Genomic DNA, 26,854 nt, shown 5'->3' on the forward strand with positions numbered 1-26,854 from the left:
CAAAATGGATGCTGACATAATTGTAATAGGGGCTTCTCCTGCGGGAGTAATGGCGGCAAGAAATGCATCGGCCAAAGGGTCAAAAGTTATCCTTCTGGACAAAAAGGAGGCTGCAGGTGTACCAACTCATCCGGCAAACACATTTTTCAAGGGAATGTTTGACAGGACAGGAGAGGAAGTTGACCAGAGTTATGTGATAAAGAACCTCAAGGGTGCCTATATCATTACCCCCTCCGGGAAAAATGTCATGTTTGAAGGAGAGGCCTACTTCCTTGACAGGAAGAAGTTCGATGAATTCTACATAAAACAGGCACAGGATGCTGGTGTTGATGTACGCTTCGGTATAGAGGTTCTCAATGTCCTCAGAACAGACGGTAGCTTCATTGTAAGCACATCAAAAGGCAAGATAAAATGCAAGCTTGTCATTGTTTCTGATGGTATTAACTCAAGGATAGCGGCACTTCTGGGTATGAAGCCAATAAAACACACAGAGGATATTGCCTGGTCCGTAGAAGCCGAGATCGAGGCAGAAGGCATCGGTGAGCCTGATTATTTCGAGTACTATGTGGGCAATCATGCCCCCGGCTGGAAATCCACATACTCACCATGCGGCGGGAACAGGGCAACTCTTGGTATGTATGCACGCAGGCATGGGAAGGATGTTTCTGATCTCTTTGATGCATGGCTTGATAAATTCAAGTCCCTTAAGGGACTCGATGAAGTGAAGATAATCAGCAGGTCAACAGGTGGCGACCCAATTGCTGCCATCCCGGGTGAGATAGTCTCAGATGGTGTCATGATAACCGGTGGCTCAGCTGCCCAGTCGGGCATTGGATATGGCATGCATGCGGGTCAGATGTGCGGAGATGTTGCAGCCGATGCCATTGCAAAAGGTGACACATCAAAGAGTCTCCTCCAAAGTTACAGAAGGCGCTGGAATAATGCCTACAGGACAGAATATTATCTTGGCAGGTTTGCCCTTGAGACCCTTCGGAAAATGAAAGACAAAGAGATAGATGACATGATGAAGGTGTTTGAGGGGGAGGACCTGAAAGTTCTGGGCGGAAGTCCTTTTAACCAGGCAGTACAGATATCAAAGATGATACTGAAAAACAACCCTTCCTCAATACTTTCTTACAGGGCTGTATTCAGGACGAAATGAGCAATGAAGAACAAGTATTACTTTTACAGGAATCCCTTTTTCAAGGTCTATGCCCGTATAGAGGATGGCCGGGTAAAGATGGAGACCTCGGGTATAGCATCTTCTTTCATGGGGTCTTTTGTATCGGATATGATGGAGATATTCGAGGACACGAAACCATCAAAAATAGAAAAGGACCGTTTGATCTATTCCACATGGATGCCTCCAATACCAAGTAAGGCATTTGACAGGCTCGTATCAAGCCAGATGAGTGCAATGAGGGGCAAGTACGTTCCGGAACAGATCACAATCTCTATCACGGAAGAATGCCCTAACAGATGCCTGCACTGTGCTCTTCCTGATACTAAGAACAAAGCAAGGCTCAGTCCCGATGTTGTGAAAAACATCATTGACCAGGTACAGGATCTGGGTACGACCCTGATTATATTCGATGGTGGTGAACCCCTCTTGTATGATGGTCTTGAGGATCTTATACGTTATGTGGACAGGTCCCGCGCGATCCCTGGTCTTTTCACGTCCGGTGTTGGCATGACCCCTGAACGTGCATCAAACCTGAAAGATGCGGGTCTTTCCATGCTCAGTGTAAGTCTTGACAGTGCAAATGCACAGGGGCATGATCACATGCGTGGGAGGCCAGGGGTATTCAATGAGGCTGTTAATGCTATAAGATGCGGGCTTGCTGCGGATCTTTTAGTTGGCATATATGTCGTTCTTTCCCCTGCCAACGTTGGTGAACTGGATGATTTCTATGAGCTTGCTAAGGAGCTTGGTGTCCATGAGCTGTCTTTTTATGAGATAGTTCCCACAGGGAGATGGCAGGGCCATGAAAAAGAAGTCCTCTCGTCTGAAGATCTGAACAGATTTGATGCTTTTGTACAGCGTACATCGCATGCCCCGGGTCCTCGTGTGTTCCCCATTCCTCAGATCATCAGGAAAATGGGATGTTTTGCAGGTCGTAAATGGCTTCATGTGACTCCTGAGGGCGACGTACTTCCATGTGCATGCATGCCAAAACCATATGGTAACATACACAATGAATCTTTAGGGTCTATATGGAAAAAGATATACAAGGATCCTGTTTTCAAGTCGGGTCCGTGTTTAATGAGGGATCCTGAGTTCAGGAAGGTCCATCTTGGACTCGAACAATAATAACTACGTTTAACTTATGTTTAATGGCCAGTTTTAAACAATTGAAATAAGCAATTGAAGTAAAGATGAAAACGAGTAAAAACAGTTAAAAAAGGGTGAAGAACACCCTTTGAATTTTGATTATTTCAGGAAACCTGATCTCTGGAGTGCCATGAGGCTTTCTGTAGTGAGTTTTCCGCCGGACTTGAAATTGTCCAGGATGTCTTCCGCATCTTTGCGTGCATCTGCTTTTGCAGCTTCCTTCTTTCCATCGACATCGCCCTTCTTTATCTTGCGGACTTCCTTGTCGATCTCACGGATCTCTTTCTGCGCTGCAATGAATAGCTTGTGCTGTTCATCAGCCTTTTCCTGGAAGTGAACAAATTCCTTGTGAGCAGCATCGGATTCAGCGCGTATCTTGTCAGCCTCTTTGAAGGTGGTGATCATCTTGTCGTGATATTCCTGTGCCTTCTGAGCGTACTCTGAAAGTGTAGTGTGATAGTTTGAAGCTTCGTCCCTGATCTCCTGTGCTTCTGCCAGCAATGTCTTGAGTTCTTCATTACCTTCAAGTTGCTGTTTCTTCTGAACATACTGCTTCTGGAGCTCAGTTATCTTATTGACCAGTTCTCTTTCCTTGTTGGTTGTGAGGACTTCAGTCTGCTGTGCGAATTCCAGCCTGTCGATCTCTTTGCGTATGTCTTTGATCGAAGGACCACCAAGGTTGTTCTCATTGCGTATCTGGTCTATCTTGGCAAATACATCGTTTGCCTTGTTGTTGACCTCATCACGGAGTACTTTGTGTTCCTTTACCTTTTCATTGTTCTCGTCACGGAGCACCTTGTATTCCTGGGCTTCGTTGATAAGGTCCTTGGTCTTCTTGTTCAACTCATTACGCTTTGATGCAAGCGTACTTGCTTCTGCATTAAGCTCATTACGTTTCTTCTTATATTCTTCAGACTGGTCCTTAAGTTCAGTCTTCTTGTCATTCAGTTCTTTCATCATTTCCTTATTATCCTCCCGGTCCAGCAAAAAAGCTGGCATTTCATGCATCTCTAATGCACGATACTTGGCCCTTTTCCGATTTCCAGGGACTGGATGACCGGTATTACTGCTTCTAGGTTCTTCTCCGTTATGACAACATCAGCATGCTCATGGAGGATAGGTTTGGAATTGAAGGCTATGGCATATCTTGCCCTCTTGAATATACATATGTCATTGGCACCGTCACCAATCACTATACATTCTTCCGGCTCAATTCCGTATTTACGGGAGATATCCTCCAGAACATGCTCCTTGGAACCCTGTTCTGTGAGAGGACCTCTCACTTCCCCTGTAAGACTGTCATTGTCTATCAGAAGTTCATTTGAGACCACATGATCTATCCCAAGCGTTTTACCAACACGCTCTGCAGCAATGGTAAATCCGCCGGAGATCATTGCGGTCTTATAACCCCGGGATCTCAGGTAATTGACAAGTTCTTTCGCGCCGGGCATAAAAGGCATCTTATCAAGGGCATCATGGGCATTTTTGAGTGAAAGTCCTCTTAGCAGCCTGACCCGTTCAAAAAGCGCATCGGAAAAATCAAGTTCACCTTGCATTGCTCTTTCTGTTATCGAGGCCACTTTGTCTCCCACTCCTGCGGCATGTGCAAGCTCATCAATGGTTTCAGCATCAATAAGAGTACTGTCCATATCAAAAACTACTAACTTGATCCTATCAGAATTGCTGCTGGTGCGACTCACTTCATCAAACCTGGATTTTGAATCCCGCATTGAAACAGTATTTAAGTGCCGAGATTGATGTGAAATAAGCCACATTGCTTTTAAGGTTTTCGGGTAGATCCATTTTTATACGTCTCATTTTTTAATGATGATATGTTCCCATGTCCCCGGTCAAAAAATAATACCGGCTCCAATCCAAAAATAATATATGCTACACTGTCCTTTGCACTACTGTGATTTTACATGGCAAAGATTGGATTCATTAAGCTAGGTAACTTAGGTATGAGCCAGGTAATAGACCTTGTTCAGGATGAGATTGCAGCAAGAGAAGGTATCAGTGTACGTGTTTTCGGTACCGGTCCCAAAATGGGCAAAGATGAAGCTGCGGCAACTGCAGAGCTCAAAGCATGGGGAGCTGACTTCTATGTAATGATCAGCCCGAACGCAAGCGCACCGGGTCCAACCGCAGCACGTGAGATATACAAGGATGTACCATGTATCGTTATCTCTGATGGTCCGACCAAGAAGGAAGACCGTGCAGCCCTTGAGGAAGCAGGCTTTGGTTACATCATCATGACCGTTGACCCGCTCATCGGTGCAAAGACAGAGTTCCTTGACCCTGTTGAGATGGCATCATTCAATTCAGATGCTATGAAGGTCCTTTCAACATGTGGTGTAGTAAGGCTTATTCAGGAAGAACTTGACAAGGTTGCCGCAATGGCAGACGAAGGCAAGGAGCTTGAGCTTCCACACATTGTTGCAAAGCCTGAGAAATGCATCGAAAGGGCAGGATTTAGCAACCCGTATGCAAAAGCAAAGGGTCTTGCAGCTCTTCACATGGCTGACATGGTCGCAAAGATCAATTTCCCTGCATGTTTCATGATGAAAGAGATCGAACAGGTCACACTTACAGCAGCAGCAGGCCATGAGATGATGCGCGCAGCGGCACAGCTGGCTATTGAGGCAAGAGAGATCGAGAAAGCAAACGACAGTGTTTTCAGGCAGCCACACTCCAAGAAAGGTTACCTGATGACCAAGACCTCTCTCTACGAGAAACCAAAGCAATAAAGTACCTTTAAGGTACTTCCTTTTTTATGGATTTCATTGATGCCTTTTTAATTGGCATAGCTCTCTTTGTAGTATTCGTACTACTGACCGCTTACTTCCTGAAGAGTGCCATTGGTATGAGTTCCGATTCCAATATGAAAGAAAACCCCTGGTCTGAAAAAAAAGACACTCAGGGTCCTGTCCTGGATGAAAAGAAGGACTGAATCCAAAGCTAAAAAGTGTGCAGATATCCCTGCATAAATATTATTACAGGGGCATATTTTGATATCATTCTTCTTTAGCCCTTGGCATTGCAATTATTTCCCTTACCTGAAGACTGAAGAAATCAAAAGAATGCGCCGGCCTTACAACCAGTGCCACATCAGCACCCTGACGTGTTCCTCCGATGGCAATGATTTCCGTATCCGCAGAGACTGGTATGTGTCCGGAGTCTGCTGCCATCATCGCACATTCGATGGCAACCTTGAAACCCTTGCCAAACACAGCACGCAAAGTATCTGATATCACATCAGCACGGCTGGCACCTCCTATACGTTTTGAAATGGCACGTTCAACTCCTGAGAACATGTGGGATTGTGTGGTCATTACAACTCCAAGTTCTTCCAGTTTTGCCAGTTTCCCCTCATCAACTTCCCATTTGCCACTTTCCTTAAGGCCGTACTGGTGGGTTATAGCTATCAGTTCCACATTCTGGCCCCTGAACGCCTCAGCTGCCGCAAGTGCGGTTTCCCCGCTTGTACTTGCCACCACTACATGCCGGATACCAAGCTCATCTGCCCGTTTTGCAGCCGCTTTCATCACTTCTTCTGTGTTTGCTTTTCCTACATCGTCAAAATATGTTATGGTCTTATCCATGCTATCACCATTGTTTCATTATAATGAATAGACAATTCCTCTGCTCATGGCATATAAGTTTACTTCAAATATGCAAACGATGCTCTTATCTATAAGACGGCTGTTATATTAATGCAAGGGAGTTTACCAAGTCGTATTTTCAAAAGGTGATCGTTTGTCAGGAACAGACTATGATGATAACAATGTAAAGATCATAACTACAGAGATACAGTCAGAAAACCCGGTCTTGATAGAGGGTTTTCCGGGAATAGGCCTTGTAGGCAACATTGCCAGCCAGCAGATAATCGATGAATTGAAGATGGAGTACCGGGGTTCTATTGATTCAAGACACTTCCCTCCAATTGCAGTCCTCTATGAAGGCCTTATCAATATGCCTGTGAGGATATACGAAAGTATCGAACACAAAATGGTAATGGTGGTTTCAGACATTCCTATAAACCCTGTGGTGGCTTATGATATAAGTAAAGCACTTCTTACATGGGCAAAGTCCATAAAAGTAAAGGAGATCGTCTCTCTTGCAGGTATTGCTACTATGAGCGAGGACCATAAAGTGTTTGGTGCAGCGACCACAGAGGAGATGCTTGAAAGGATAAAGGATAAAGTAGAACTCTTCCAGATGGGCACAATATCCGGTATATCCGGAAGTATTATGGGAGAGTGCCTTGTGCGCAACATACCGGCAATAAGCCTTCTGGGCTCAACTATGAGCCAGAACCCGGATCCTCGGGCAGCAGCCGTTGTTATTGATGTCCTCAATCTCCTCTATGGTTTTGAGATCAACACCGAAGGCCTTATTGAGCAGGCAGAGAAGATAGAGATAGAGATGCAGCGTCTTGCTGAGGATGTAAGGACAACAGAGCAGCCATCAGGTACCAGGAAAGAATTCCCAATGTATGGGTGATAACATGGAATATGTTGCTTTAACAGGGATATCCGAACGGGTTATGTCAGAACTGAAGCAGAACAGGCTCCTTTCAATAGAAATAAGGAGTCCTCATAATTTTCTGCCGGCACTTCACCTGAATGTGGGTGATATGCTATTTCTCACTCATACAAGTCCCGAGGACCTCACAGGAGGAAGCATAGGAATTGTAGCAAAATTGCTAAGGCACCAGGTGTCCACCCATCGCATGATGCACAGCAGTGAGCTTTACTATGAAGAACGCGAGACCACAAGCCTCAGGTTGCAACTTGATCCTAAATGCATTGCAAGAGTGCGTAAGGTGCTAAATAATACTCTTGGTGAAACCACCAAGGTTGATGCAGAGGAAATCCCGCTCTACAATGCAAGATAGAGATATCAGTCAAATGTTTTTGGGATGCTGCTCAATCCCTCTTCTATTATTTCCAGTAATCCATAGCTGATCCCTAAAGGTACTTCCTCGCTGGCATATCTGCTGTGTTTCCTGGAGCCTTTGCAACCACAGGACAAGCCTACTGCCTCAGTAAGCGGTCTTGCAGTACAATCCCCGCAGACCGATGCAGTACCAATGGTCCTTGAAGGGATGGCATTCCCGAAATGATATGCATATGCCTGTATTATCCTCATGGCCTTCTCAGGTTTCAGGTATAGCAGAAGTACGTCAAACTTTTCTGTATTCTTTGCCAGAGGCTTGATCCTTATTGAACTGAATTCCTTTCTAACCCCGGGGAGTGAAAATACTGCTTTTTGTGCAGTTGCCAGGTCTTTATACCTGCCGGACCGAAGGTAGTAATCAGCCGGCAGCCGGGCTCATATCGCAGATTCCCAGTATGTAATCTCCAGGCCTGCATCGCTGGTGTTCTATAATGAAAGACTCGCCATGTCTTGCCTTGTGGGTAAGCTCACAGTAAAGCAGGTCGGAGGTATCACCGTCCTCATCAGAGAATGCGATACACACTGGATACCCATCGTCCATGAGTGATTCGATATTCGGGTATGCTGATGATTTCATGTTCTGTTCTCCATATGCAGGGACAGGCATTTCTTCACATCATTTGCATATATATGTGCAAGCCTTGTAGGTTCCGGAAGTTTGTACCCTTTCATGCAATGTCTTACTATTCTCAGGCATCCTTCAAGAGATACCCGATGGCCCGGGGCAACTATTATCGGATTACTTCTTCTGTTGCTTTTAAGTGACCACCCTACCTGCCTGCCTTGGTGTATCAGTTTATGATACTCTCCTACTCCGGCAGGCTCCTCTGCTGTACCACACAGTATCTTTTTTGACACTCCTATTGTCGGCACATCCATTACAGCTCCGAAATAACTTGCCATGCCCGCCCTGAAGGGATGGTTTATCCCGCATGAATCAAAGATAAGGATGTCAGGTTCGATCTCCAGTTTTTGATATGCTGATACAATATTTCTTCCTTCCCGGAAGTTGAGGTATGTGGGAATATATGGAAAAACAACATCTTCTACGGAATATTTCTTTTCTTTTACTTCAAGGGTGTCATAGTCAAGTACTACCATTACACAGATGATCCGGTCATCAAAATAGGCACAATCAGTACCCGCTATCCACTTTATTTTCCCGTAGTCATCCCTGATCTTCGCGTCTTTTATGACTTCTTCCTGAAGGGCCCTGAGCTCTTCCAGTGTACGGGAACCAGGGCTGAACCAGTAATCCGTTTCCTTTTTATCCAATCGTTGTCCTCACAGTGGTGAACACCGGCCCGCGGATATCTATCTTCTTCTTGTTGCTTGTGATATAGCGCTGAGCAAGAGGTTCAAGACGTATGTTTATCTCAGAAGGGACTTTAACTATCCTTACCCTGGTCTCGACTTCCTTCTCACCTTTTACAACCGCATCCTCGATCTCTTTTGCCGCCAGGGCCGCAAATGCATCAAGGAATCGGACTCCGGTCCTTGCCGAATGGTTCTCAAGTACATCTTTCCATTTCTTGTTGTCCGGGATTCCCATTATGTCACTGTTGTATGCCACGATCTCATTGAACACGGCAGGTCCGCAGAGCTTTGTGTTTTCCTCCGGCTCCACAACCGAGACATTTACCATTCTTCCATTTATGCTCCCTTTCCATGCAGGGAATGCACATGGACTGGGCGTGGCAGCATATTCTTCACAGACAGCAGTTATTGCCTTTGCTATCTCTTTGCCCTGGTCTGTCACAGGGACATTCTCCACATATGTCATCTTCGCAAGTTCGTTGTCACTCATCTCCCAGTCCGAATATTGTGCTATCTGGGGATATGTGAGTGAGCGTATGTCTGTTGCATCGTGAAGTATCATTGCCAGCCTTTCAACCCCAAGCCCAAGGTTCATTACAGGGAAAGGTATGTTGTATTGTGCAAGGGCTGTAGGTGAATATATACCGAATGTGGCTATCTCTATCCAGCCATCGGAGTACTTTGTCTTTGAACCCACAAGTCTGGGGTGATAGGCAAAGACCTCTATCTGTGTATCCGGCACGTAGTACTTGCTACGCTTGTCATCCGGCCTGAACATGAACTTCTCAAAACCGAACTGGGAAAGCAGGCCCTGGGCAACTGCTTTTCCATGATCGATGGTTACTTTCTCATCCATTATCACACAGGAAGCCGAATAGTATGTCATAAGACGTGCAGCATCTTCATCCTGTTCCCTCCTGAAACAGCGGTCTATGGAGAAGAAATTAAAAGGTGGGTTTGCACGCTCTACTACGGATGCCAGACTGATGAACCAGCCGGATGTCATGTGGCTTCTGAGCGTTTTCTTTGTAGACTGGGGCACAAGTTCCTTGAACTCAGGGAAGACCTGGTCTATCATTTCAACCACAAGGGAGTCGGATACGCCTATGCCTGCAGCTATCTCGGGTACAAGATCATCCCCTTCCACATCACCTTTCTTGTATGCATGAAGGATCTTCCTGATGGTCTCAATAGCCTGGTCGTCCACATCGCCTATGATCTTCCTGATACTGCTGATGCGTTCATCTGAAATGCCGACATTCGGACGCGGGAGTCCGGCAAGGTAGAAACATCTGTCAAGGACAGCAAGTGCTTCGTGGCTGAATTGCTTATGGACTTCTCTCTCATCGACTATGATGGGGTTCATCATTTCCTCAAATCCCATCCGGAGGTACGCTTCCCGCAGTCTTGAGATTGTATCATAGACCGGGTGTGGTTTCCCATATCTGATTGTCATGTGGGGGTATTGTTCATTCAGTTCTGTTTTACTGATGTAGTCCTTCCCCTGGTTCCACGCAGCGTCAAAATCCTCGTTTGCTGCTTTTTTTATATGATCGGGATCAAATCTCATGAATTTTCCTCTTAATATTGATAAATGAACTAATTAATTCGATCTTCAAATTCCCTCATGGCTTTTTCCAGTTTCTGCTGGCGTATTGCATTTGTAAGGTCTCCCCGTGTCTTCTCGATCACAGACCTTGTTATGTCGGTCTTGTGGCGCAATCCCCGGGTCATGGCATCAGGATAGTCAAACATCATAAGGCAATTGCATATGTCTTCCATCAGTTGCAGGTAGATCTCCCCTTCCCCGGGCCTGCCTTGTCTGATGAGGTCAAGTACATGTCTTCTAAGCTCCCCGCTCACATCTCCAAGGCCATTAAGGTATGCCACATCACTAACACTGAGCTCATCGGGGCCGGGTATTGTCTTATCATTTTCATTTCTGAGGATATAGTAGACAACCATGGATTCCACAAACTCCTGCTGAGCATGTTCCACAAATCCTGAATAGTATATGTCAGGATGATCCTTTAGCATTGAATTCATGCTTTCAAGCATCTTTGCGGCATCTTCTATCAATTCAAAGGCTTTTTCATAATTCCCGTTGTGTATGTTGTACATTGACATCCTGCAATTGCGCACGACATCTCTGGAGATTACCAGGGTGCTCTCCCTTGCTTTATCTTTTGCCTTGAAGTTATCCTTTATCCTGCCGGTAATGTTATTGATCATCCAAATCCTTTAGTTCATTTGCAGCCTGGTATAAACAGTTTTGCAAAAGCTCTTCAAAGGATTAAAAATCGGTAAAAAGCAGATCAATGTAATTATTGCTAATCCCAAAGTTAAAAAAGGTAAAGGTAGAACAAAATCTTGTTCTGGTTCTACTGGTCAACCGGAATTGTCTCCAGCTGGCTTGCAACATCCCATATTAGTGTCCTTGTGTGGACGGGGATGTTAGGGTCATTACTGATATCTTCAAGAATAGATATGCTGGATGATGTTCTCAAAAAGAGTGGTTCATCTTCTTTGCTTAATGTTTCCAGGATTTCATTTGCAGAACGCCTTATATTCCTTGGTACTGAATTATCGTTTGCGATATATTCTAATTTCTGTTTGCATTCTTCAATGACTTGTTCAAAACTTGACATGTAGGATCACCTTGATAACCTTGAAATCAAAATAGGGTTGCTCAATTTATTCCTAAATCATTATATTCTATAAAAAGACTTTCATTGGTATATATGTTTTGAGAAAAAGGAGATAATATGTCAAACCTAGATGATGATAATATACAGAAGATATCCCGGATGCTTGAGATAGGAGGCACTATGCTGGCACAACATTGTGATAATTGCGGAGCTCCTCTTTTCCGCTATCAGGGGCGAATAATGTGTCCGGTCTGTGATAGCGTGCGCGACCCGCGAGGGTCTGTCCAGCAGGCCACAGAAGTAATTTCCTCCTCCATGGAAAAAGTTCCACTTTCATCTCAAAAAGCAAAAGATGAACAGGTTGCGGCAAGTACGGTTGACCCTTATCCAAAAAGCAGTTCTTTCCTGGATCCTGCAAAAGATCATGATCCTCTGCATGATAGTGTATTAGAAGTTGAGTCTTTGATAATCAGGAAAATGATAGGTGTTGCACGTTCCATGCAGGATGAGACCGATGCCAGGAGGATAGCTGAACATCTTGACCTTATAGATCGTTGTGTGGATATAATGTCCAGAATGCGCCAAAATCCATAATTGCAAATGTGGACATTGCGGATATTAATCCGCTCATTTGCAATAACTTTTTATTTTTTGTACTCGCTGCCAACTATCTCCCGGATCCTGGCGGCGGTCTTTGGTCCTATGTTGGTGACTTTCTGAAGCTCCTGGTAACTTGCTTTCATTACATTCTCCACCGAACCGAAATGCTGCAAAAGGTTTCTTGCAGCCTTTGGTCCGATATCTGATATGGAGGAGATTACATATTCCTGTTGTTGCGGCAACATTGTTGCAGCCTTTTTACCGTGCATGTCAACTTCTCTTTTCTCATCCGTCTGCTCTCTTTTTGCAATCTGCATCAGCAGAGAGGCTGTATCCTCCGGGTCACGGGTGTAGAATACAGAAACTCCAAAGTCAAGGGATATTGAGGACAAAGCACCATGGATTGCATTGGGACTTATGCTCCTGCAATTGAACAGGCTTTCCCCTTCGATGACAAGTATGGGTTTTGTGTATGTTCTGGAGAGATTTGCGATCTGTTCAAAGAGCTTTTTTTCTATGAGCGAACTGACAAGATCCTGTGTTTCTTTTCTTTCAACAGCTATACGGTCGCTGAGGATGTAATCTCCAACTTCCAGGGTCCTGACAACAATTTCAACACCGTTTCGGTCAAGGGTCCTGGCAACCGAGCTGCGTATCTCTCTCTGGTCAACTATTATCTTGATAATATTGTCATTACTGTCATTTTCATATTCAATGAGCGTTCTTTGCTTCTCATAAGGTTCCATGGCTCCAAACTCTTCCATGGTATTGCCTTTCATTTCAGGCATTACCCTCTGCAGCTCTTTCATGTTGCTCTGCATCTTTCTTTCCCTTGAGAGGCTGCTCCAGTAGTATCCTTCGTCCCTGGTTCCCTTTGTGATGAGTACGACCACACGCCCCTGGTGTTTTCTTCCCGTCCTGCCTTTTCGCTGTATACTCCTGATCTCTGAAGGAATGGGCTCATAGAACAGGACAAGGTCTGTGGATGGGATATCAAGGCCTTCCTCTGCAACGGATGTAGCTACAAGTACATTATGTTCTCCTGCCTTGAACTTCTCGATGATCTCTACCTGTTGCTTCTGTGTCAGGCCTCTGTCCTTGTATTTCGATGCCTGGCCTACAAATCTTACAGGCCGTATCCCTTCAACCTCTGAAAGAGCATTCGTGATCATCTCGGCAGTGTCACGATAGTTCGCAAAGACTATGACCCGGGAGTGAGGTTTGTTCTCAAGCTCTTCATGAACTATTCTTTTCACATGTTCCAGTTTGGGATGCTCCAGCTCACAGTCATTAAGCCTTCTTACCATCTGGCGGATATAGAGGTCCTCTGCAAGTCTTTTTGAAGCCTTGCTCCCGCTTTTTAAGCCAGCTTCATTATCAAGCCTCTCCATGTACATGCGCAAAGATCCAAGCCCCTGGGTCTCTATTATCTCCACTGCATGGTTCACTTTAAGTATCTCTGCAAGTATCGAGATTGCTCCGTAGACCGCCGGGTCAGGGACTCCTCTTAGCTCACCCTGCAGCTTTGCCTGAAGGCCCAGGAGGTCTTTTTTAGAGACATACTTCTGGTTGTGTATGGTGTATCCAAGTTCTGAGAGTTTTTTGAATCTGTCCTCAAGTACCCTGTCAAGAAGCTCCTTGATCTCCTTCATCCCGTCAGGAAGATCTATGCGTACCCATTCGATCTCTTTTCTGTGGATGTATGGTATCACATCCCTGTCAGACTCGGTTTTAACAGCCACTGATCCGATATGTAATGACTGGCATACTTCGGCTATCTTCTCATCCGAACTTCCGGGACTTGCAGTGATCCCGAGGCACAGGGGACTTTTTGCGGTCTCGAAGTACTTCTCTGCTATGTACGTGTATGCATAGTTACCAACTGCCCGGTGTGCTTCATCAAAGGTGATGTGTGTGACATCATCAAGGCTGATCCTCCTTGTCAGTATGTCATTCTCGATAACCTGGGGAGTGGAAACTATGACCTTTCCTTTTTTCCACATATCGGCGCGTTTTACCGGGCTTACACTGCCAGTGAACGTAAGCACCTCATCTTCCGGGAGGTTGAATACGTTCCTGAAAAAAGAAGCATGCTGTTCCACCAGTGGCTTTGTCGGTGAGAGCATCATGACCTTCCCGCCATACTTCTCAAGCCGGGATGCCATCACAAGCAGGGAGATGACAGTTTTCCCAAGGCCGGTGGGGAGGACTACGAGAGTGGATGTATCAAGGGCTTTGCCTGCCAGGTCAAGCTGGTACAGCCGCTGTTCCACGGTATCTGCTTTGATCAAAGGGTGTCTGATGTATTCCGGCATGTGTATGGCCCTTGGTTTGCCATATATACACTTTTCAGACTTTTAAAGCTGAGCTAAGCATGGTGAAAGTATTTTTGTCATTTATTGCTTCTTATCGTTCTTAGTGCAACAATGTGGTATCACATTTGCTATGCTCAAAGTATTCAGAGTACCTTCCCGGCACTCTTAAAGTCCTTCTCCATGTAGATAAGTTCATAGAGCAGGTCTGCTATCCCATCTGCGTGTGCACGGATCTGTTTCATGCTGTCCCTGTCCCTGATGGTCACAGTGTTGTCTTCAAGTGTATCATAATCGATGGTAACAGAATATGGCGTTCCGATCTCATCATTTCTTCTGTATCTTCTTCCTATTGTGCCGGAGTCGTCATAAGACACTAATAGTCCTTTTTGCCTTATACTTGCCTCTATGCTTTTTGCAGGGGTGATGAGCTCTTCCCTTGTAAGGAGCGGAAGTACGGCTACCTGGACAGGAGCTACTTCTTTTCTGAATCGCATGACTATCCTTGACTCGTCTTCGGTATCTTCTTTTCCGGCAACTTTCTCTTCCGCAAATGCATGTTCCATTGTGGAATAGAATATCCTGTCAATGCCATAAGAAGGTTCTATGACATGGGGGATGATGTTCTCTCCGCTGCACTTTACAGTTTCCTCTGCAAACTCGACAATGTCATTTGGAACAGTTAATGCCTCCTCACCAACCATGACTGTGATATTGTCCTTCTCCAGTTCTTCCCGGCTCATGGCTTTCAATGCTTCTGCAACATCCTTTGCCTTTCCCTTGAAGAGTGGTCCAAGTTTGCCCATATCTGGTTTGACAACAAACCTGGTAACCATCCTGGGTTCGCTGTACTCTTTGTAAATTGAAAGCTCGGTCTTGCTCACAGCAGCATGTGCCTTCAGGTCATAATCGGTCCTGTCTGCAATTCCTACAACTTCTACCCAACCGAACCTCTCGGTCTCAATCTCTGCGTCCCAGCAGTCAATTGCATAGTGTGCCATCTCGTCTTTCTTGTGCTGCCTGAACCTCAGTTTGTCGCCTGCAATACCGATACGCTGGAGGAAATGGTTGGTAAGTCCTATCTGGTATGCCAAAAACTCGTGGGCTATTATTCCTTTCTCCACCGCTTCATCAAGTCTCATCTGGTCTGCAGTACCTCTCTGCTGAGCTTCATCCGAATAGAGGTTGAGCACGTTATCTGCAAACCTGTGGAAGTTGGGGTGTTTCTTGTCGTTTGGATCTATGAATATCTCCGCTTCAGCCTGGGTGAACTCTCTAAGCCTTATAACTCCCTGTCGTGGGGATATCTCATTGCGGTAGGACTTACCTATCTGGGTTGCACCAAATGGAAGCTTGTCACGATAAAATCGGGCAAGTCTTAAAAAGTCCACGAACATCCCCTGTGCAGTTTCAGGACGCATGTATCCCTGCCTGCCGGAGCCTGGACCTATGTTCGTCTTGAACATGAGGTTGAACTCGTATGTTTCCCCAAGTTCTCCTTGACACTCCGGGCAGCTGATACTGTTCTCTTTTATCACCATGTCAAGTTCCCTGGTCCCAAGCCCGTCTGCACAGGCTACTATCTTGTCCACAAGATGATCTGCCCTGAAAGCCTCACCGCAGTTCTTGCATTCGCAGAGTGGGTCGGAGAATCCCCCCACATGACCGGATGCAATGAAGACTTCCTCTATGCCTATTGTTGGTGCCTCTATCTCCATGTACCCTTCCCTGATCACATAAGTGTCGCGCCATATCTGCTCTATCCTGCGTTTCAGGGTACTTCCAAGGGGTCCGTAATCGTAAAAACCGGCAGTTCCTCCATAGATCTCAAAAGAGTTCCATAGGAATCCCCGGCGTTTTGCCAGTTCTATTACCTGTTCGTATCTATCCATAGATTAGCCTCTAAAATATTTGGATCAATGTATGTGCATTGGAATTACTTGTACTATTATGAATCCATCGATATGCCCATTACATTTAATGGTAACGAAAGTTATATGAAACATCCATGTGCACGTTTCATCACAACATGTACTTAGATGCATAGAATGGTGTCATTAGGATTATATGCATGTTCATACATTTTATGTTTGAGCAAGGTCGAATCTCAATCAAATCATATCATATCGTACCACCATCTTATATGATTCAATTGGTCATTTCAACACTGGCCTTGCTCTTCTTATTCTTTCATCTGTTAATTCAAGGATTTTTTGCCGATTATGCTTTGTACTTTCCGGTATTCTGGAGTATTAATATATTCTCATAATGTATTCTTAGGTTATTTGTAGATTGAAAACATAATAAAAAAGAATGTATTTGTGGAAAACAAGCAAAACCCCTTTGTTTCCACTGGAAAATCCATTACCTTTATTCCGGTCCAAGTACTTCTTCTGCTGTCATGCCATGATGTACGATCTTTGAAATATCTGAAACGAGTTTTGTAGGATCATCTGACTGGAACACATTTCTTCCGATGGCCACACCTTTACCGCCTGCCTGGAGGGAATCGTATATCATTTCAAGAAGCTGCCTTTCAGTATCCATTCTGGGGCCACCTGCTATAACTACCGGTACCGGGCATCCGTTGACAACCTCTTTGAAAGTGTCTATATCACCGGTATAGTTTGTCTTGACGATGTCGGCCCCAAGCTCAGAACCAATCCTGGCGGCATGTTTCACATATTCGACATCGTGTTCGGACATGACCTTTGGACCTCTGGGGTACATCATAGCAAGCAATGGCATTCCCCATTCATCACACTTCCTGGCCACGTAACCCATGTCCTGAAGCATTTCAGCTTCATCGTCAGCACCTACGTTCACATGGATGGATACTGCATCCGCACCAACCTTTATAGCTTCCTCGATGTCTGTGACAAGTACCTTGTGGTTTGGGTCCGGTCCCAGGGAAGTGGAGGCTGAGAGGTGTATTATAAGGCCTACATCCCTTCCATACCCCCGGTGTCCATGCTTTGGCAGACCCATATGTCCCAGAACTGCATTTGCCCCACCCTCTGCAACCTTGTTCACAGCGGCAGGCAGGTCAATGATCCCTTTTATTGGGCCTGCACCAACACCATGGTCCATTGGTATTATAATGGTATTACCTGTATTGCGGTCGAATATCCTTTCCATCCTGACTGATTTGCCAATTTCGCTCATGATTGCGTCATTGCTTTTATTGTAGATAACCCTGACGAAAAACCTGTTAGTGTGTTGAAGCTTCCTTGTGTGTATGACCTTGTAATATGTCAGGAACATCTGTTATTCAACAGATCTGCATAATTTGTCGGCCAGCATTTTTAAGGCAAGGGGATTGCGTGCCAGGTAAAGATTAGGCTCTATCATTTCCAGTTCTAAAAGCAATGGTTTCCCTTTATCATCATAAACATAATCCACTCTCATGAAAAGAGGCTCTTCTGTTTGTGAATTCCATACATTTTTCAGGAAATGCCTGTCTATCTGGTCTATCTGTGTTTCTTCATATGTCCCACCGTAGTGTTCGTGCACAAGGAATCCGCCTTTTTCAGGGGTTTTTTTCATAGTGAACACTGGTAAGCCACCAATCATAATGGTTGATCTCTCTCCGACATTTTCAATACTTTCAATATAAGGCTGGATCATCACACTGCTATTGCAACATTGCATTGAAACACTTGAGCATGCATATTCTGCATTCTCTCTTGACACTCTATATGTATTTCTTCCACTTGCGCTTACAGATGGTTTTACTATCAATGTTTTCCATTGTGCAGGAATGAGGCTCATATCAAGCTCAGCTTTGTCCAGGAATATAGTTGGTATTATTGCTATCCCTTTTTTTTCAAGCTCCTTCAAGTATGTCTTGTCACTGTTTTTCTCAACAATCCCGTACGAATTGAACAACACACTTTGGTGACTTATTCCTTTTAATATTTGAAGGAAATCCTCCAGATACTGGTCATAATCCCAGCAAGACCTTATTATAACAGATCCAATTGTGCGGTAATCAATATTCAAGTCCCGCCAGGAAACGATCTGGCATGTGCGTCCTCGTTTTTCGATCTCCTCTTTGAGTGCCAGATCATCTTCATATGGCTGATTTGAATATTCATCACTCACTAATATGGCAATGTCGGTATTATGGTCCATAAAGCCCTCTGCTATATTATTCTTCTCAAGTTTATCCGGGTCATATTTCCTGAATGTTCTCGTGCTGATATCTGCCACAGTATCCTTCCTCAAGCTCACTGTGCAGGCTGAAGAACAATAATTGCATGACACGTGCATTCCTTTTCAGGCGGAAGCCGTAAGGGTTGTGAACTACCAGCATTGATTCGCTTCTCCCCCTGTATCCGGAATCCCATACAGCAGTGCCTATGCTTGCTCCGCATCTTAGAAGTGTCGATCTTGGCCTGGCTATAGCCGCAAGGTCCAGGGGGATGTTCACAATTTCGTTGAAAGTTATCTTGTATACACCGGGCTTAAGGTGTGCCCATCCCTTATCGTCAAAATCCAGAGGTTCTGTTGCCGGTGTTTCCCTTTCAGTGTTGTCAAAGTCGACAGCCCCCTCACTGCAGAATGTCTCTATGCTCTTTAAAGTAAGTTCCACACTGTTTGGCTGAAGCTGGGTTTTGATGTCTTTCATATTCTCAACGAGTGGCACAGGGCTGTTTATGAGGTCCCGGAGTTCATTTTTTGATAAGAGTGTCATGCTTGTAAGTTTGCTTTATTGGATATATCTTTTTGGAATCATGTTATCTAATAAGTAGATGTCATTAATCTTTAATGTACATGGTTATTAACCAAAAGGCTTATATTTATATTGGAACTTATATGTAATTTGGTGAGTTTGAGAAGTTTTCATAATCCATTGTTCCTACTTTTTAAGGAGCATGGTAATGGAAACAGTAGTGACTATTGGACTGAGTATAGTTTAAAAGGAGTGAATGATGTGAGCAGTACGGATATTTTGAAGTATGGGAACAGACCTGAAATTATGTTTCGTGTAAGTTTAAGTCCTGATGGAACCACTTACCAGAAAGAGATATTTCTTGTTTTCCCTAAATACGTAAGTGCAGATCTTCCTCATTACAAAGAGGAATATATGTCCCCGATACGGGAAAGCATCCCGGATGAATCAAGCTGGCATTTCTGTTTAGAGGACTGATCATTTTTAGGTCCTCTATGTTTTTTTTGGTCAATTCGTTATTCTCTTTGCTTTTCTCTCTTTCTTCTAAGTGAATTATTTTAAGTGAATTGCTTTTGAACAGTTCCTGCAAAAAGGGATGCTATCAGTTTTATCTTGCTACGCTTGATATCTCTAAAACGATTGTGCAAATTTGTGTAGATAAATGTGAGGATTGTAAACAAGTAATGGGCTCGCGGAGATTCATAACCCAGATCACGCTTCTGGAGCGCGTTTCGAGGTATCTCGCTTCGCTCAATACCGCAAAAACGATGAAAAACAGAAATGGGCTCGCGGAGATTCGAACTCCGGACCTCCGCCGTGTGAAGGCGACGTCATGACCAGCTAGACCACGAGCCCTGTTTATATCTGGGTTGAGATATCTCTCCCTGTGTATAAATCTGTCGTTGCCTTTTATTTTACTGGTCGTATTTTTTTTTCAGGACGGCGTATGTGATCAATGCTACGACGATGGTGCCTGAGAATATGGTGATCAATGCTGTTGTGGGTGGTAAATATGTGTAGGCAATGATCGCCAGAAGAGTTCCAAGGATCACAGCAACAGGTAAGAGCAATGAATTCTTCTTCAGCGATCTTTCGTCAATTTCCAATTGTGCCATTTTTATTCCCTTAAAAATGTTTTTGCTATAGTTGGTAATATATATTTATTTATATGTTCTGGATGTATATATATAACTTTGCCCTATTTTGTATTGAAGGGTGTTATCACAGATATGTATCTAGTAAGTTTGAGTGTGTGCTGTATTCAATACCTTTCAATTTTTGCCTTTGGATCAAATGCTGTTTGTGTCAGTAAACAGAAATACATGATCATTTACATGGGAATGATTTTTTGACATTTGACATTTGCACTTTTCTATTTTAAGCAGGATTATTTTTGATATAGTTGGATTGTCCTGCCCCAGGTACTATATTTGTCATTTTATCATCGCATGGATTTTATATATTAAAATGTCCTATATTCATAGTGTGCAACAATTACTCATAAATAGCTTGCAGTTTTCAAAAATAATCGCATCTGATCTAAATTTATTTCCTGATCACAGCATAAGGGTTTCAAAAAATGGACAAAAAATCCGGACATACAATACTGGTCGTTGATGACGACCCGCTCAATGTAAAGCTTCTGGAAGCCTTCCTGTCAAAGGAACATATGGTCCGTGGGGCTCACAGTGGCGAAGAAGCTCTTGATATCATATTATCTGAAGATATCGATCTTGTGCTTCTCGATATAATGATGCCTGGTATGGACGGCTATGAAGTATGCCGCAGGATCAAAGCTTCCATGCCAACACATTTCATTCCGGTGATTATGATCACAGCACTATCCTCAAAGGATGACAGGATCACAGGGCTTGAGGCAGGGGCGGATGAATTCCTTGTAAAACCGATTGACAGGATAGAGGTGCTCACACGTGTGAGGACTTTGTTAAAGAACAAACAACTGCACGACGGACTTGTCTGTGAAAGAGACCGTGCCCAGAACTATCTTGATATCGCAGGATGCATGATAATCGCTCTGAACACAGATGGCACAGTAAAACTTGCAAACAGGAAATGCTATGAAGTACTGGGGTGCAAGGAATCGGAACTGATCGGGAAAAACTGGTTTGAAACGTTCCTTCTTCCTGAAGAGAAGGATCTTGCGTTTACGACTTTCAACTATATGATCAATGGTGATCTGGATAATATCGGAATATCTGAGTATAGTATCCTCTCCAGGGATAAGGAAAGAAGAATAATCCAATGGACCAACTCTTATCTTCGGGACTCCGGCGGGTCCATCTCTGGCGTGATAAGTTCCGGTTCTGATGTAACAGAGGAGCGGCTTGCATCCATGAAACTGAAGGCATCTGAAGAGAAATTCCGCCTTCTTGCCGAAAGTGCGAACGATGTTATATGGACCCTGAGCCCGGAGGGAAAATTCACATATACAAGTCCTTCTATATTCAAGCTTCGCGGTTATTCGCCCGAAGAGGTTGCAGATCAGTCATTTGATGAGATCTTCCCGCCGGAGCATCAGGAAAAAATATTGAGCGCTATTGACAGATTCTACACGAATCTAGAAGCGGGCAATGGCAATTATTCAGAGACGCTTGAACTGGAGCAATACCATAAGGACGGATCCCTTGTGTGGACTGAAGTAGTTGCAAATCCTGTTTATGATGAAGAGGGAAAATTCCGTTTCTTCCTCGGTGTCACCCGTGACATCTCTGAGCGTAAAAAAGCTGAGAGAGAGATAAATTCATATGCAGAGGAAATAGCTAAAAAGAACAAGGAGCTTAAGACTCTGGAGAGGATGAAGGATGAATTCATTTCCAACCTGAGCCATGAACTCAAAACACCTCTTATCTCTATCAAAGGCTATAGTGAACTTGTCCATGATGAGGTGCTTGGTCCCCTCAATCGCAGGCAGAAAGAGGCCATGAAGACAGTCCTTGAAAAATATGAACACTTAAGTTTTCTCATGGATTCTCTGATATATATGAGCATTGTCAAATCAGGTAAAGTCCATTACAGGCTTGACCCTATGAGAATAGAGGACAGTCTGAATAAAGTTATCGATTATTTCTCATTCAGGTCGCAGGATAAGGAGCTGCTGATCCTCCTTGATTTTGAAGATAACCTTCCTTTGATAAAAGGTGATGTTGAGTACATGCCTTATCTTTTCAGGTCTATAATCGATAATGCAATCAAATTCAGTCCCAATGGTTCGCAGATAATGATCCGTGCCTTTTCGGATAAAGATGATGTCCACATTACTGTGAAGGACTCCGGAATTGGTATCCCGGAGCACGAACTGCCGAATATATTCAAACGCTTCTACCAGATAGATGCTTCCATGTCGCGAAAATACGGAGGAAGCGGATTAGGGCTCTATGTAAGTAAAACAATAGCTCAGATCCATGGCGGTAACATATGGGTGGAAAGCAGAGAAGGGTTTGGAACAACTGTACATATTATCTTCCCATCATTTTCCAGAAACAAAACATCAGGTGGGAATAAACCGGAAAATAAAACTGAAATGCCAGTTTAAAACGTACGGGGATATATACAAACGGAAAAAAGTGTACGCTACTTTCTACAAAAAACAATTGGATTTTGAATTGTTTTAAAAAGTATGAAGTAAATATCTGTTCAAAATAATTTGTATTCGGATGTGACCTGCTTGTTATGAGCAAGTCACTCCCATTTACGATATTTTATATTATTCTTCCTTGACCGCTGCTTTAATTTCTTTTTCAAATTCAGGATCATTTAATTGCTCGTCAGTATACCCATGTTCTTCTTTGGCATGTTTTGCAGCAATCTCCATCATTTCTTCCATGTTTTCTGCTTTAGCAACAAAAGGACAGGTAGTCCCCACATCTTTACAAGCTAATGTATATGTCATATTTTATGACCTCCCATCTTATAATGTCTTATTAAGCCTATATAAGAACAGTGGGATATACTCGACATAGTATAATATAAATTTAGATATCCAAAATTTTTATATTTCTTTTATTATCAGTTATCTTCCTTTACTTAGGAAAATGCGGAATTAAGAGAGACTTATAGTAAAAAAAAGAAAAGGGAAGAATAAATTTATATGCTCACTTCTTCTTTGGTATCCTTCATAAAATGTATGTAATTTTGATAATCTTTTCCAATCTTTTTAAGGGCTTCTGAATCAGTTTCAGCAAAATAGCAAGCAGCATCTTTGCTTACATCACCATCAATTACAATGTCGTAGTAACTGAGTTCTCCCATCCCTGAAACATTTGTTTTTGTTTCACTTTCTTTGAGGTATTCCATATTTACTGATTCAGGTGGGAAATAGTTCTTTCCTTCTATGAGGATAGTTCTATTGTTTTTTGCAAGTAATGTGCCATTTAAAGTAACTTTTCGTGTAACTCTTACCATTTTTAATCACTTCCTAGAAATAAAAGAGAGAAATGAGATGTAGTTTTTTTGAGGGAATGGGGTATCGGGGGTGGTACTGCACATGTTGGATATGCACTAGAAATACAAACCACATCTATCTGTTTGGTTAACGGCGTATATATATATTGCTTTCTGTGTACTGCTGTATATACATTAATTCCTGCAGTTGTGTAGTAATCATATTGGTATAGTAAATGTAAAAGTACTACCTTTATTGATCTCGGATTCTACACTGTTCACATGAGAATTAAGAGTAAACAACATCAACTTCAGCATTCTTTCATGTAAATATAAAGAGAGGGACACCGATATGAGTCATCGGTGTTTTTTTTGGGGGGGGGTATGCAAACCAAGTTTGCATAAAAATTGTGGTGGTACACAAAACCAATTTGGCTTTGCTGTATATACACCATACCGTTCTGCTATATAAATAAAATGGTCTATATAATAACTAAAGCCTAAAATGTACTTATTAATTATCCCCACATTTCCAACCTTTCCCTAACATGAGTATTTAAGCTAAATATTGAATTACCTTCCTCATCTCCTTCGTATTCAAATTAAAATCCCCTTCCTTCACCCTATCCTTCAATTTTTTCAATGTACTCCTGTACTTAATCCCAATCTTCCGAGCCTCTGCAGGAGTTAAGCCCAGAACAAGTTCCCGTATCTTTTCAATATCATGGTACATCTCAACATTGTTGCTCTCAAGCTCCTGCATCTCAACCTTGTTGGCTTCTTTACCAATGTACACGCATCCAGTAGGCTTAAGATGCCATCTCTCTAAAATCCCAGTATCCCCTTCAAATTTAGCATCTGGATGGTCTATGTAATCAAGGAATACATCGCTTAATGGCTTCCAGTATTCTCTTCCCTGAAGCGTATCTCCTGTATTGTAGTCTATAAACTCTTGCTCAATAGCAACCTGTGGATTATTATTGTAAGGAGCAACAGGTTTGACCTTCTCTCCCTCCTCATTGACTGTCGCACCATTGCCAACGAGCATGAAATTAAAAGGCTTGATCTTCTTATCAAACCCCTTCCCTTCATTCATTTTCTTGAATCGCTTCAGTATTGTTCCTGTGGATACTGCAAGCTTGGAAATAACTGCGTAGCTCTCATACTTCTCCAATACATCAGGCAACTCTTCAGGATGGAAATGAACCCTGAGTATGTCTTCCCACAATTTCTTGTGCCATTGATCTCCTTCCCGTAATTCTCGCTTGAATGGGTCTGTGATGTGTCCTAATCCATGCAGCTTATAGAACAGCTTCTTGCCTTCGGGAATAATGATCTTATTTCCCTTTTTTCTAAACAGGCAATACCTCTTGGAACTGATTCCATAGAACCAAATATCTTCCATCCCGTCCTCGATTTCCAGAATAGTCTTGTCAAAATCGTAAGGGTTCAATGAATCAAATAAATGACTTAATTCATCCGCAAGGTGTGGTGGAACGAAGATTGAATCTGTATCCATGTATGCATGTACCTCTCCTTTATCCATCACAAACTTCTCTGCAATAGCAAGCAATAGTCTTGCTCCTGCTGTAATGTTCGCACCGATAATAGCATTGAAGTATTTCCCAGGCTGTTCATATTTGCCTTCAGACTCAAAATCAACATTACTGAATACTTTCAGTTTTTCCTCGTCTTTAGGATGCATCTCAATATTAATCCCATATACTGTGGCATTATTAAGAATCTTCAAAGCTCGCTGTTGTGCATCCAGAGCATCATATTCATGTGAGTCCTTAGATACCTTTTTCATCTCATTTTTTATTCCCTGCCGGCGTTCAACTAGGACTTTGATGAAATTATCTTCCTTTGGATTCACATGAACACCATAGACCTCTGATTCAGTGAGTGCTTCCTGTATCCCTTCAGGGATAAACCTGATTGCACTCTTGATCTTGGGTGCTTTGCCTGTAAGCAGCTTCGAGGCGAGAATATCGGGTAGAAAATAGTACATAGACTTGTTTATCGTTATGCGATTAACGCCGATGTTGAACGTTCCATCTTCTCCCGCGTACTTCGTTCTAACGGGGAGAATATCGTCATCAGGCTCAATTTCAACGAGGACGTTTAACTGCTTCCACGTATCGCGGTCAAGTGCATCTGCGAATGTGAACGCCTCGATAAATTGCTGAACGTTCTGCGTATCATCCGCGTATTGAATCTTATCTGCGATAGTAAAATCCCCAAGACCAAGAAGAAGCGTTGCTGTCGGATACATGCTGAAAAAGTCCAGAACTGTAACTTTAACAGGCTTCTTTCTTATCTTGCATTCACATCTTCCACCATAGTAAGCACTCATTGTATTTCCAAGAATTTCAGGAGGAAAATCAGGGTTCTGCTGCATGAAAGGAGTAATATTGAACTGATTAAGTGCTTGTTTTCCAAGAGATGCTGCGGAATAAATATCTGTCATTGGAATATCCAACTGATACCTTTCATATTCCTGCCTTACTTTTTTGAAAAGCTCGTAAGTTGATCTTACGTCTGTAATGTTATAATCAATGTATTTCGGAGTTATCACTCCATGTTTAGCTGTTGATTGCTTCTTAATTGGAGTGTTGAATATTTCACATGCCTTCTCAAGTGTGAGGGATTTGTTATCAGTCAAAGTACATGCAAGGTTACACACATCCAGAAAGTGACCTTTAAAGGTTCTCTCCTTCCTGTACTTGCCTTTTGCTCTTGTAAACTCAACGTTGTATGATCTCCCTGTTAGATGCTTGATGCGTAAACGTGGATAGGTTGTATCCTCAGTTAATTTCAATGAAAATCCGTCTTTGCCTGAGTACCTTCCATGACCGTAATCAAGAATGATTCTTGAAAGGTCGAAGTTGATATTGTAGCCTATGCAGAGTGCTTTCCTCTCGTAGATTTCCAAGTAGAATATTTTGATGAACTCCTCAAGAGAGAATAAGCGTATGTTGCGCTTTTCTGCATGTTTTTTTAGAATCTTATACTCCTTTTCTGAAACGTGTCTCTCATCTAAAAATAATCCACCATAATGGAAGATATCATTCTCATGTACAGTAAATGAACCAAACTTCAAGTTAAGAAACTCGTCTGCTGTTGTTTCTGTATCAAAAGTGAGAAGTCTGGAAAAATCAGGATTCTCACGCATATAATTGGAAGTTGTTTGCTTCTTCTCGGTTTCCTTGGTTGAGAAAGTCCTCAGAGCTATGTGTTCCATGTGTGTGCCTCCAAATAGAACTGATCAAGTAATTTTCGCTCTGTTTCTGCCATTCGATCTCTCAAAGCAGCATGAGAAAGCAGAACGTAAGGAATACGATCTTGCAAATCTAGCTGTTTTGATCTGAATTTAGGAGGCAGTTCATTCTGGAAATGTGTTATAGCAGCGTGACAATTAAGACAATGTACACTGGTTTCAGGTGAAAAAGCTCTGGTTGAGATATGATGATCTTCAAAGATTCGAAGAGCATAAGGGTTTGTTTCTCCACAATTTTCACATATTCCATTTTGTATCAAATTGGCAAATTTTGTTTGTTTTTTCAACTTTTCAAGTAATTCATCATTGCTTATCATGTAAAATTCCTCA

At 43.1% G+C, this 26,854-nt stretch carries 28 protein-coding genes and 1 tRNA gene; 9 read left to right on the plus strand and 20 right to left on the minus strand.

Features of this window, described 5'->3' with window-relative positions; all coding sequences use genetic code 11:
* Positions 1-4 precede the first annotated feature (4 nt).
* Together V7O64_RS10745 and V7O64_RS10750 are read left to right on the plus strand one after the other, a co-directional pair.
* A complete protein-coding gene (locus tag V7O64_RS10745) occupies positions 5-1,162 on the plus strand; it encodes an NAD(P)-binding domain-containing protein (RefSeq protein WP_407355388.1) in 1,158 nt (385 codons plus the stop codon).
* A 3-nt stretch (positions 1,163-1,165) separates the two neighbouring features.
* A complete protein-coding gene (locus V7O64_RS10750) occupies positions 1,166-2,311 on the plus strand; it encodes a radical SAM/SPASM domain-containing protein (RefSeq protein ID WP_407355389.1) in 1,146 nt (381 codons plus the stop codon).
* Positions 2,312-2,431: 120 nt separating this feature from the next.
* On the opposite strand, the gene V7O64_RS10755 is transcribed toward V7O64_RS10750, so the two are convergent.
* The gene (locus V7O64_RS10755; RefSeq protein WP_407357329.1) at positions 2,432-3,292 is read right to left on the minus strand and encodes a coiled-coil protein; all 861 of its coding nucleotides are present in this window, start codon (positions 3,290-3,292) and stop codon (positions 2,432-2,434) included.
* Between the two features lie 50 nt (positions 3,293-3,342).
* Positions 3,343-3,981: a phosphoserine phosphatase SerB gene (serB, locus tag V7O64_RS10760; RefSeq protein WP_407355390.1), complete on the minus strand. Its 639-nt coding sequence runs from the start codon at positions 3,979-3,981 to the stop codon at positions 3,343-3,345.
* A 273-nt stretch (positions 3,982-4,254) separates the two neighbouring features.
* On the opposite strand from serB, the gene V7O64_RS10765 reads away from it, so the two are divergent.
* Together V7O64_RS10765 and V7O64_RS10770 are read left to right on the plus strand one after the other, a co-directional pair.
* The gene (locus tag V7O64_RS10765) at positions 4,255-5,079 is read left to right on the plus strand and encodes a F420-dependent methylenetetrahydromethanopterin dehydrogenase (protein WP_407355391.1); all 825 of its coding nucleotides are present in this window, start codon (positions 4,255-4,257) and stop codon (positions 5,077-5,079) included.
* Positions 5,080-5,105: 26 nt separating this feature from the next.
* Positions 5,106-5,282 (plus strand): hypothetical protein, encoded by a 177-nt coding sequence (locus tag V7O64_RS10770; RefSeq protein ID WP_407355392.1) that lies wholly within the window; start codon positions 5,106-5,108, stop codon positions 5,280-5,282.
* Positions 5,283-5,346: 64 nt separating this feature from the next.
* Here the strand turns inward: V7O64_RS10770 and V7O64_RS10775 are convergent, their stop codons facing one another.
* Complete coding sequence (locus V7O64_RS10775) at positions 5,347-5,934, minus strand: pyruvate kinase alpha/beta domain-containing protein (protein WP_407355393.1); 588 nt, start codon at positions 5,932-5,934, stop codon at positions 5,347-5,349.
* A gap of 154 nt (positions 5,935-6,088) precedes the next feature.
* Here V7O64_RS10775 and V7O64_RS10780 point away from each other — a divergent pair, with 154 nt between their 5' ends.
* Both V7O64_RS10780 and V7O64_RS10785 read left to right on the plus strand, forming a co-directional pair.
* Positions 6,089-6,835 (plus strand): proteasome assembly chaperone family protein, encoded by a 747-nt coding sequence (locus V7O64_RS10780; RefSeq protein ID WP_407355394.1) that lies wholly within the window; start codon positions 6,089-6,091, stop codon positions 6,833-6,835.
* Positions 6,836-6,839: 4 nt separating this feature from the next.
* Positions 6,840-7,229, plus strand: coding sequence for a DUF473 domain-containing protein (locus tag V7O64_RS10785; RefSeq protein ID WP_407355395.1), 390 nt, complete (start codon positions 6,840-6,842; stop codon positions 7,227-7,229).
* 5 nt (positions 7,230-7,234) lie between these two features.
* Here V7O64_RS10785 and V7O64_RS10790 read toward each other — a convergent pair whose 3' ends face one another.
* The 6 genes from V7O64_RS10790 to V7O64_RS10815 all read right to left on the minus strand — a co-directional run bounded on the left by V7O64_RS10790 (position 7,235) and on the right by V7O64_RS10815 (position 11,256).
* The gene (locus V7O64_RS10790) at positions 7,235-7,660 is read right to left on the minus strand and encodes a DUF169 domain-containing protein (protein ID WP_407357330.1); all 426 of its coding nucleotides are present in this window, start codon (positions 7,658-7,660) and stop codon (positions 7,235-7,237) included.
* The gene (locus tag V7O64_RS10795; RefSeq protein ID WP_407355396.1) at positions 7,650-7,868 is read right to left on the minus strand and encodes a hypothetical protein; all 219 of its coding nucleotides are present in this window, start codon (positions 7,866-7,868) and stop codon (positions 7,650-7,652) included. Before V7O64_RS10795 ends, V7O64_RS10790 begins: the two co-directional genes overlap by 11 nt.
* Positions 7,865-8,566: an endonuclease V gene (locus tag V7O64_RS10800; RefSeq protein WP_407355397.1), complete on the minus strand. Its 702-nt coding sequence runs from the start codon at positions 8,564-8,566 to the stop codon at positions 7,865-7,867. The genes V7O64_RS10795 and V7O64_RS10800 overlap by 4 nt, the downstream gene beginning before the upstream one ends.
* Positions 8,559-10,178: an O-phosphoserine--tRNA ligase gene (gene sepS, locus V7O64_RS10805; RefSeq protein WP_407355398.1), complete on the minus strand. Its 1,620-nt coding sequence runs from the start codon at positions 10,176-10,178 to the stop codon at positions 8,559-8,561. The genes V7O64_RS10800 and sepS overlap by 8 nt, the downstream gene beginning before the upstream one ends.
* A 29-nt stretch (positions 10,179-10,207) precedes the next feature.
* Positions 10,208-10,840, minus strand: coding sequence for a haloacid dehalogenase (locus V7O64_RS10810; RefSeq protein ID WP_407355399.1), 633 nt, complete (start codon positions 10,838-10,840; stop codon positions 10,208-10,210).
* 149 nt (positions 10,841-10,989) lie between these two features.
* A complete protein-coding gene (locus V7O64_RS10815) occupies positions 10,990-11,256 on the minus strand; it encodes a UPF0147 family protein (protein ID WP_407355400.1) in 267 nt (88 codons plus the stop codon).
* Positions 11,257-11,373: 117 nt separating this feature from the next.
* Here V7O64_RS10815 and V7O64_RS10820 point away from each other — a divergent pair, with 117 nt between their 5' ends.
* Positions 11,374-11,850, plus strand: coding sequence for an Sjogren's syndrome/scleroderma autoantigen 1 family protein (locus V7O64_RS10820; RefSeq protein ID WP_407355401.1), 477 nt, complete (start codon positions 11,374-11,376; stop codon positions 11,848-11,850).
* Positions 11,851-11,900: 50 nt separating this feature from the next.
* Here V7O64_RS10820 and V7O64_RS10825 read toward each other — a convergent pair whose 3' ends face one another.
* The 5 genes from V7O64_RS10825 to V7O64_RS10845 form a co-directional block, all read right to left on the minus strand.
* Entirely contained in the window at positions 11,901-14,171 is a 2,271-nt protein-coding gene (locus V7O64_RS10825; protein ID WP_407355402.1) for a DEAD/DEAH box helicase, read from the minus strand.
* A gap of 143 nt (positions 14,172-14,314) precedes the next feature.
* Positions 14,315-16,060: a glycine--tRNA ligase gene (gene glyS / locus V7O64_RS10830; protein ID WP_407355403.1), complete on the minus strand. Its 1,746-nt coding sequence runs from the start codon at positions 16,058-16,060 to the stop codon at positions 14,315-14,317.
* A gap of 478 nt (positions 16,061-16,538) precedes the next feature.
* Complete coding sequence (locus V7O64_RS10835; protein ID WP_407355404.1) at positions 16,539-17,333, minus strand: 2-amino-3,7-dideoxy-D-threo-hept-6-ulosonate synthase; 795 nt, start codon at positions 17,331-17,333, stop codon at positions 16,539-16,541.
* 102 nt (positions 17,334-17,435) lie between these two features.
* Positions 17,436-18,380 carry a RimK family alpha-L-glutamate ligase gene (locus tag V7O64_RS10840; RefSeq protein WP_407355405.1) on the minus strand — a complete coding sequence of 315 codons (945 nt, stop codon included), beginning with the start codon at positions 18,378-18,380 and terminating at the stop codon, positions 17,436-17,438.
* Positions 18,343-18,864, minus strand: coding sequence for a deoxyuridine 5'-triphosphate nucleotidohydrolase (locus tag V7O64_RS10845; protein WP_407355406.1), 522 nt, complete (start codon positions 18,862-18,864; stop codon positions 18,343-18,345). Before V7O64_RS10845 ends, V7O64_RS10840 begins: the two co-directional genes overlap by 38 nt.
* Positions 18,865-19,104: 240 nt before the next feature.
* On the opposite strand from V7O64_RS10845, the gene V7O64_RS10850 reads away from it, so the two are divergent.
* The gene (locus tag V7O64_RS10850) at positions 19,105-19,320 is read left to right on the plus strand and encodes a hypothetical protein (RefSeq protein WP_407355407.1); all 216 of its coding nucleotides are present in this window, start codon (positions 19,105-19,107) and stop codon (positions 19,318-19,320) included.
* Between the two features lie 304 nt (positions 19,321-19,624).
* Here V7O64_RS10850 and V7O64_RS10855 read toward each other — a convergent pair.
* Together V7O64_RS10855 and V7O64_RS10860 are read right to left on the minus strand one after the other, a co-directional pair.
* Positions 19,625-19,698, minus strand: a tRNA-Val gene (locus V7O64_RS10855).
* 59 nt (positions 19,699-19,757) lie between these two features.
* Positions 19,758-19,958, minus strand: a complete 201-nt coding sequence (locus V7O64_RS10860; RefSeq protein ID WP_407355408.1) for a hypothetical protein — start codon at positions 19,956-19,958, stop codon at positions 19,758-19,760.
* Between the two features lie 464 nt (positions 19,959-20,422).
* On the opposite strand from V7O64_RS10860, the gene V7O64_RS10865 reads away from it, so the two are divergent.
* Positions 20,423-22,396: a PAS domain S-box protein gene (locus tag V7O64_RS10865; protein WP_407355409.1), complete on the plus strand. Its 1,974-nt coding sequence runs from the start codon at positions 20,423-20,425 to the stop codon at positions 22,394-22,396.
* 171 nt (positions 22,397-22,567) lie between these two features.
* Here V7O64_RS10865 and V7O64_RS10870 read toward each other — a convergent pair whose 3' ends face one another.
* From V7O64_RS10870 to V7O64_RS10885, 4 genes are all read right to left on the minus strand, one after another.
* On the minus strand, positions 22,568-22,753 hold the full coding sequence (locus V7O64_RS10870) for a DUF1059 domain-containing protein (RefSeq protein WP_407355410.1): 186 nt from the start codon (positions 22,751-22,753) through the stop codon (positions 22,568-22,570).
* Between the two features lie 194 nt (positions 22,754-22,947).
* The gene (locus V7O64_RS10875) at positions 22,948-23,265 is read right to left on the minus strand and encodes a DUF427 domain-containing protein (protein ID WP_407355411.1); all 318 of its coding nucleotides are present in this window, start codon (positions 23,263-23,265) and stop codon (positions 22,948-22,950) included.
* Positions 23,266-23,800: 535 nt separating this feature from the next.
* Positions 23,801-26,488: a DNA polymerase gene (locus tag V7O64_RS10880; RefSeq protein ID WP_407355412.1), complete on the minus strand. Its 2,688-nt coding sequence runs from the start codon at positions 26,486-26,488 to the stop codon at positions 23,801-23,803.
* Positions 26,476-26,841, minus strand: a complete 366-nt coding sequence (locus tag V7O64_RS10885; protein WP_407355413.1) for a hypothetical protein — start codon at positions 26,839-26,841, stop codon at positions 26,476-26,478. Before V7O64_RS10885 ends, V7O64_RS10880 begins: the two co-directional genes overlap by 13 nt.
* Between the last annotated feature and the right edge of the window lie 13 nt (positions 26,842-26,854).

The sequence above is a fragment of the Methanolobus sp. WCC5 genome, from assembly GCF_045690325.1.
In the GTDB taxonomy this organism is placed as follows: Archaea; Halobacteriota; Methanosarcinia; order Methanosarcinales; family Methanosarcinaceae; genus Methanolobus.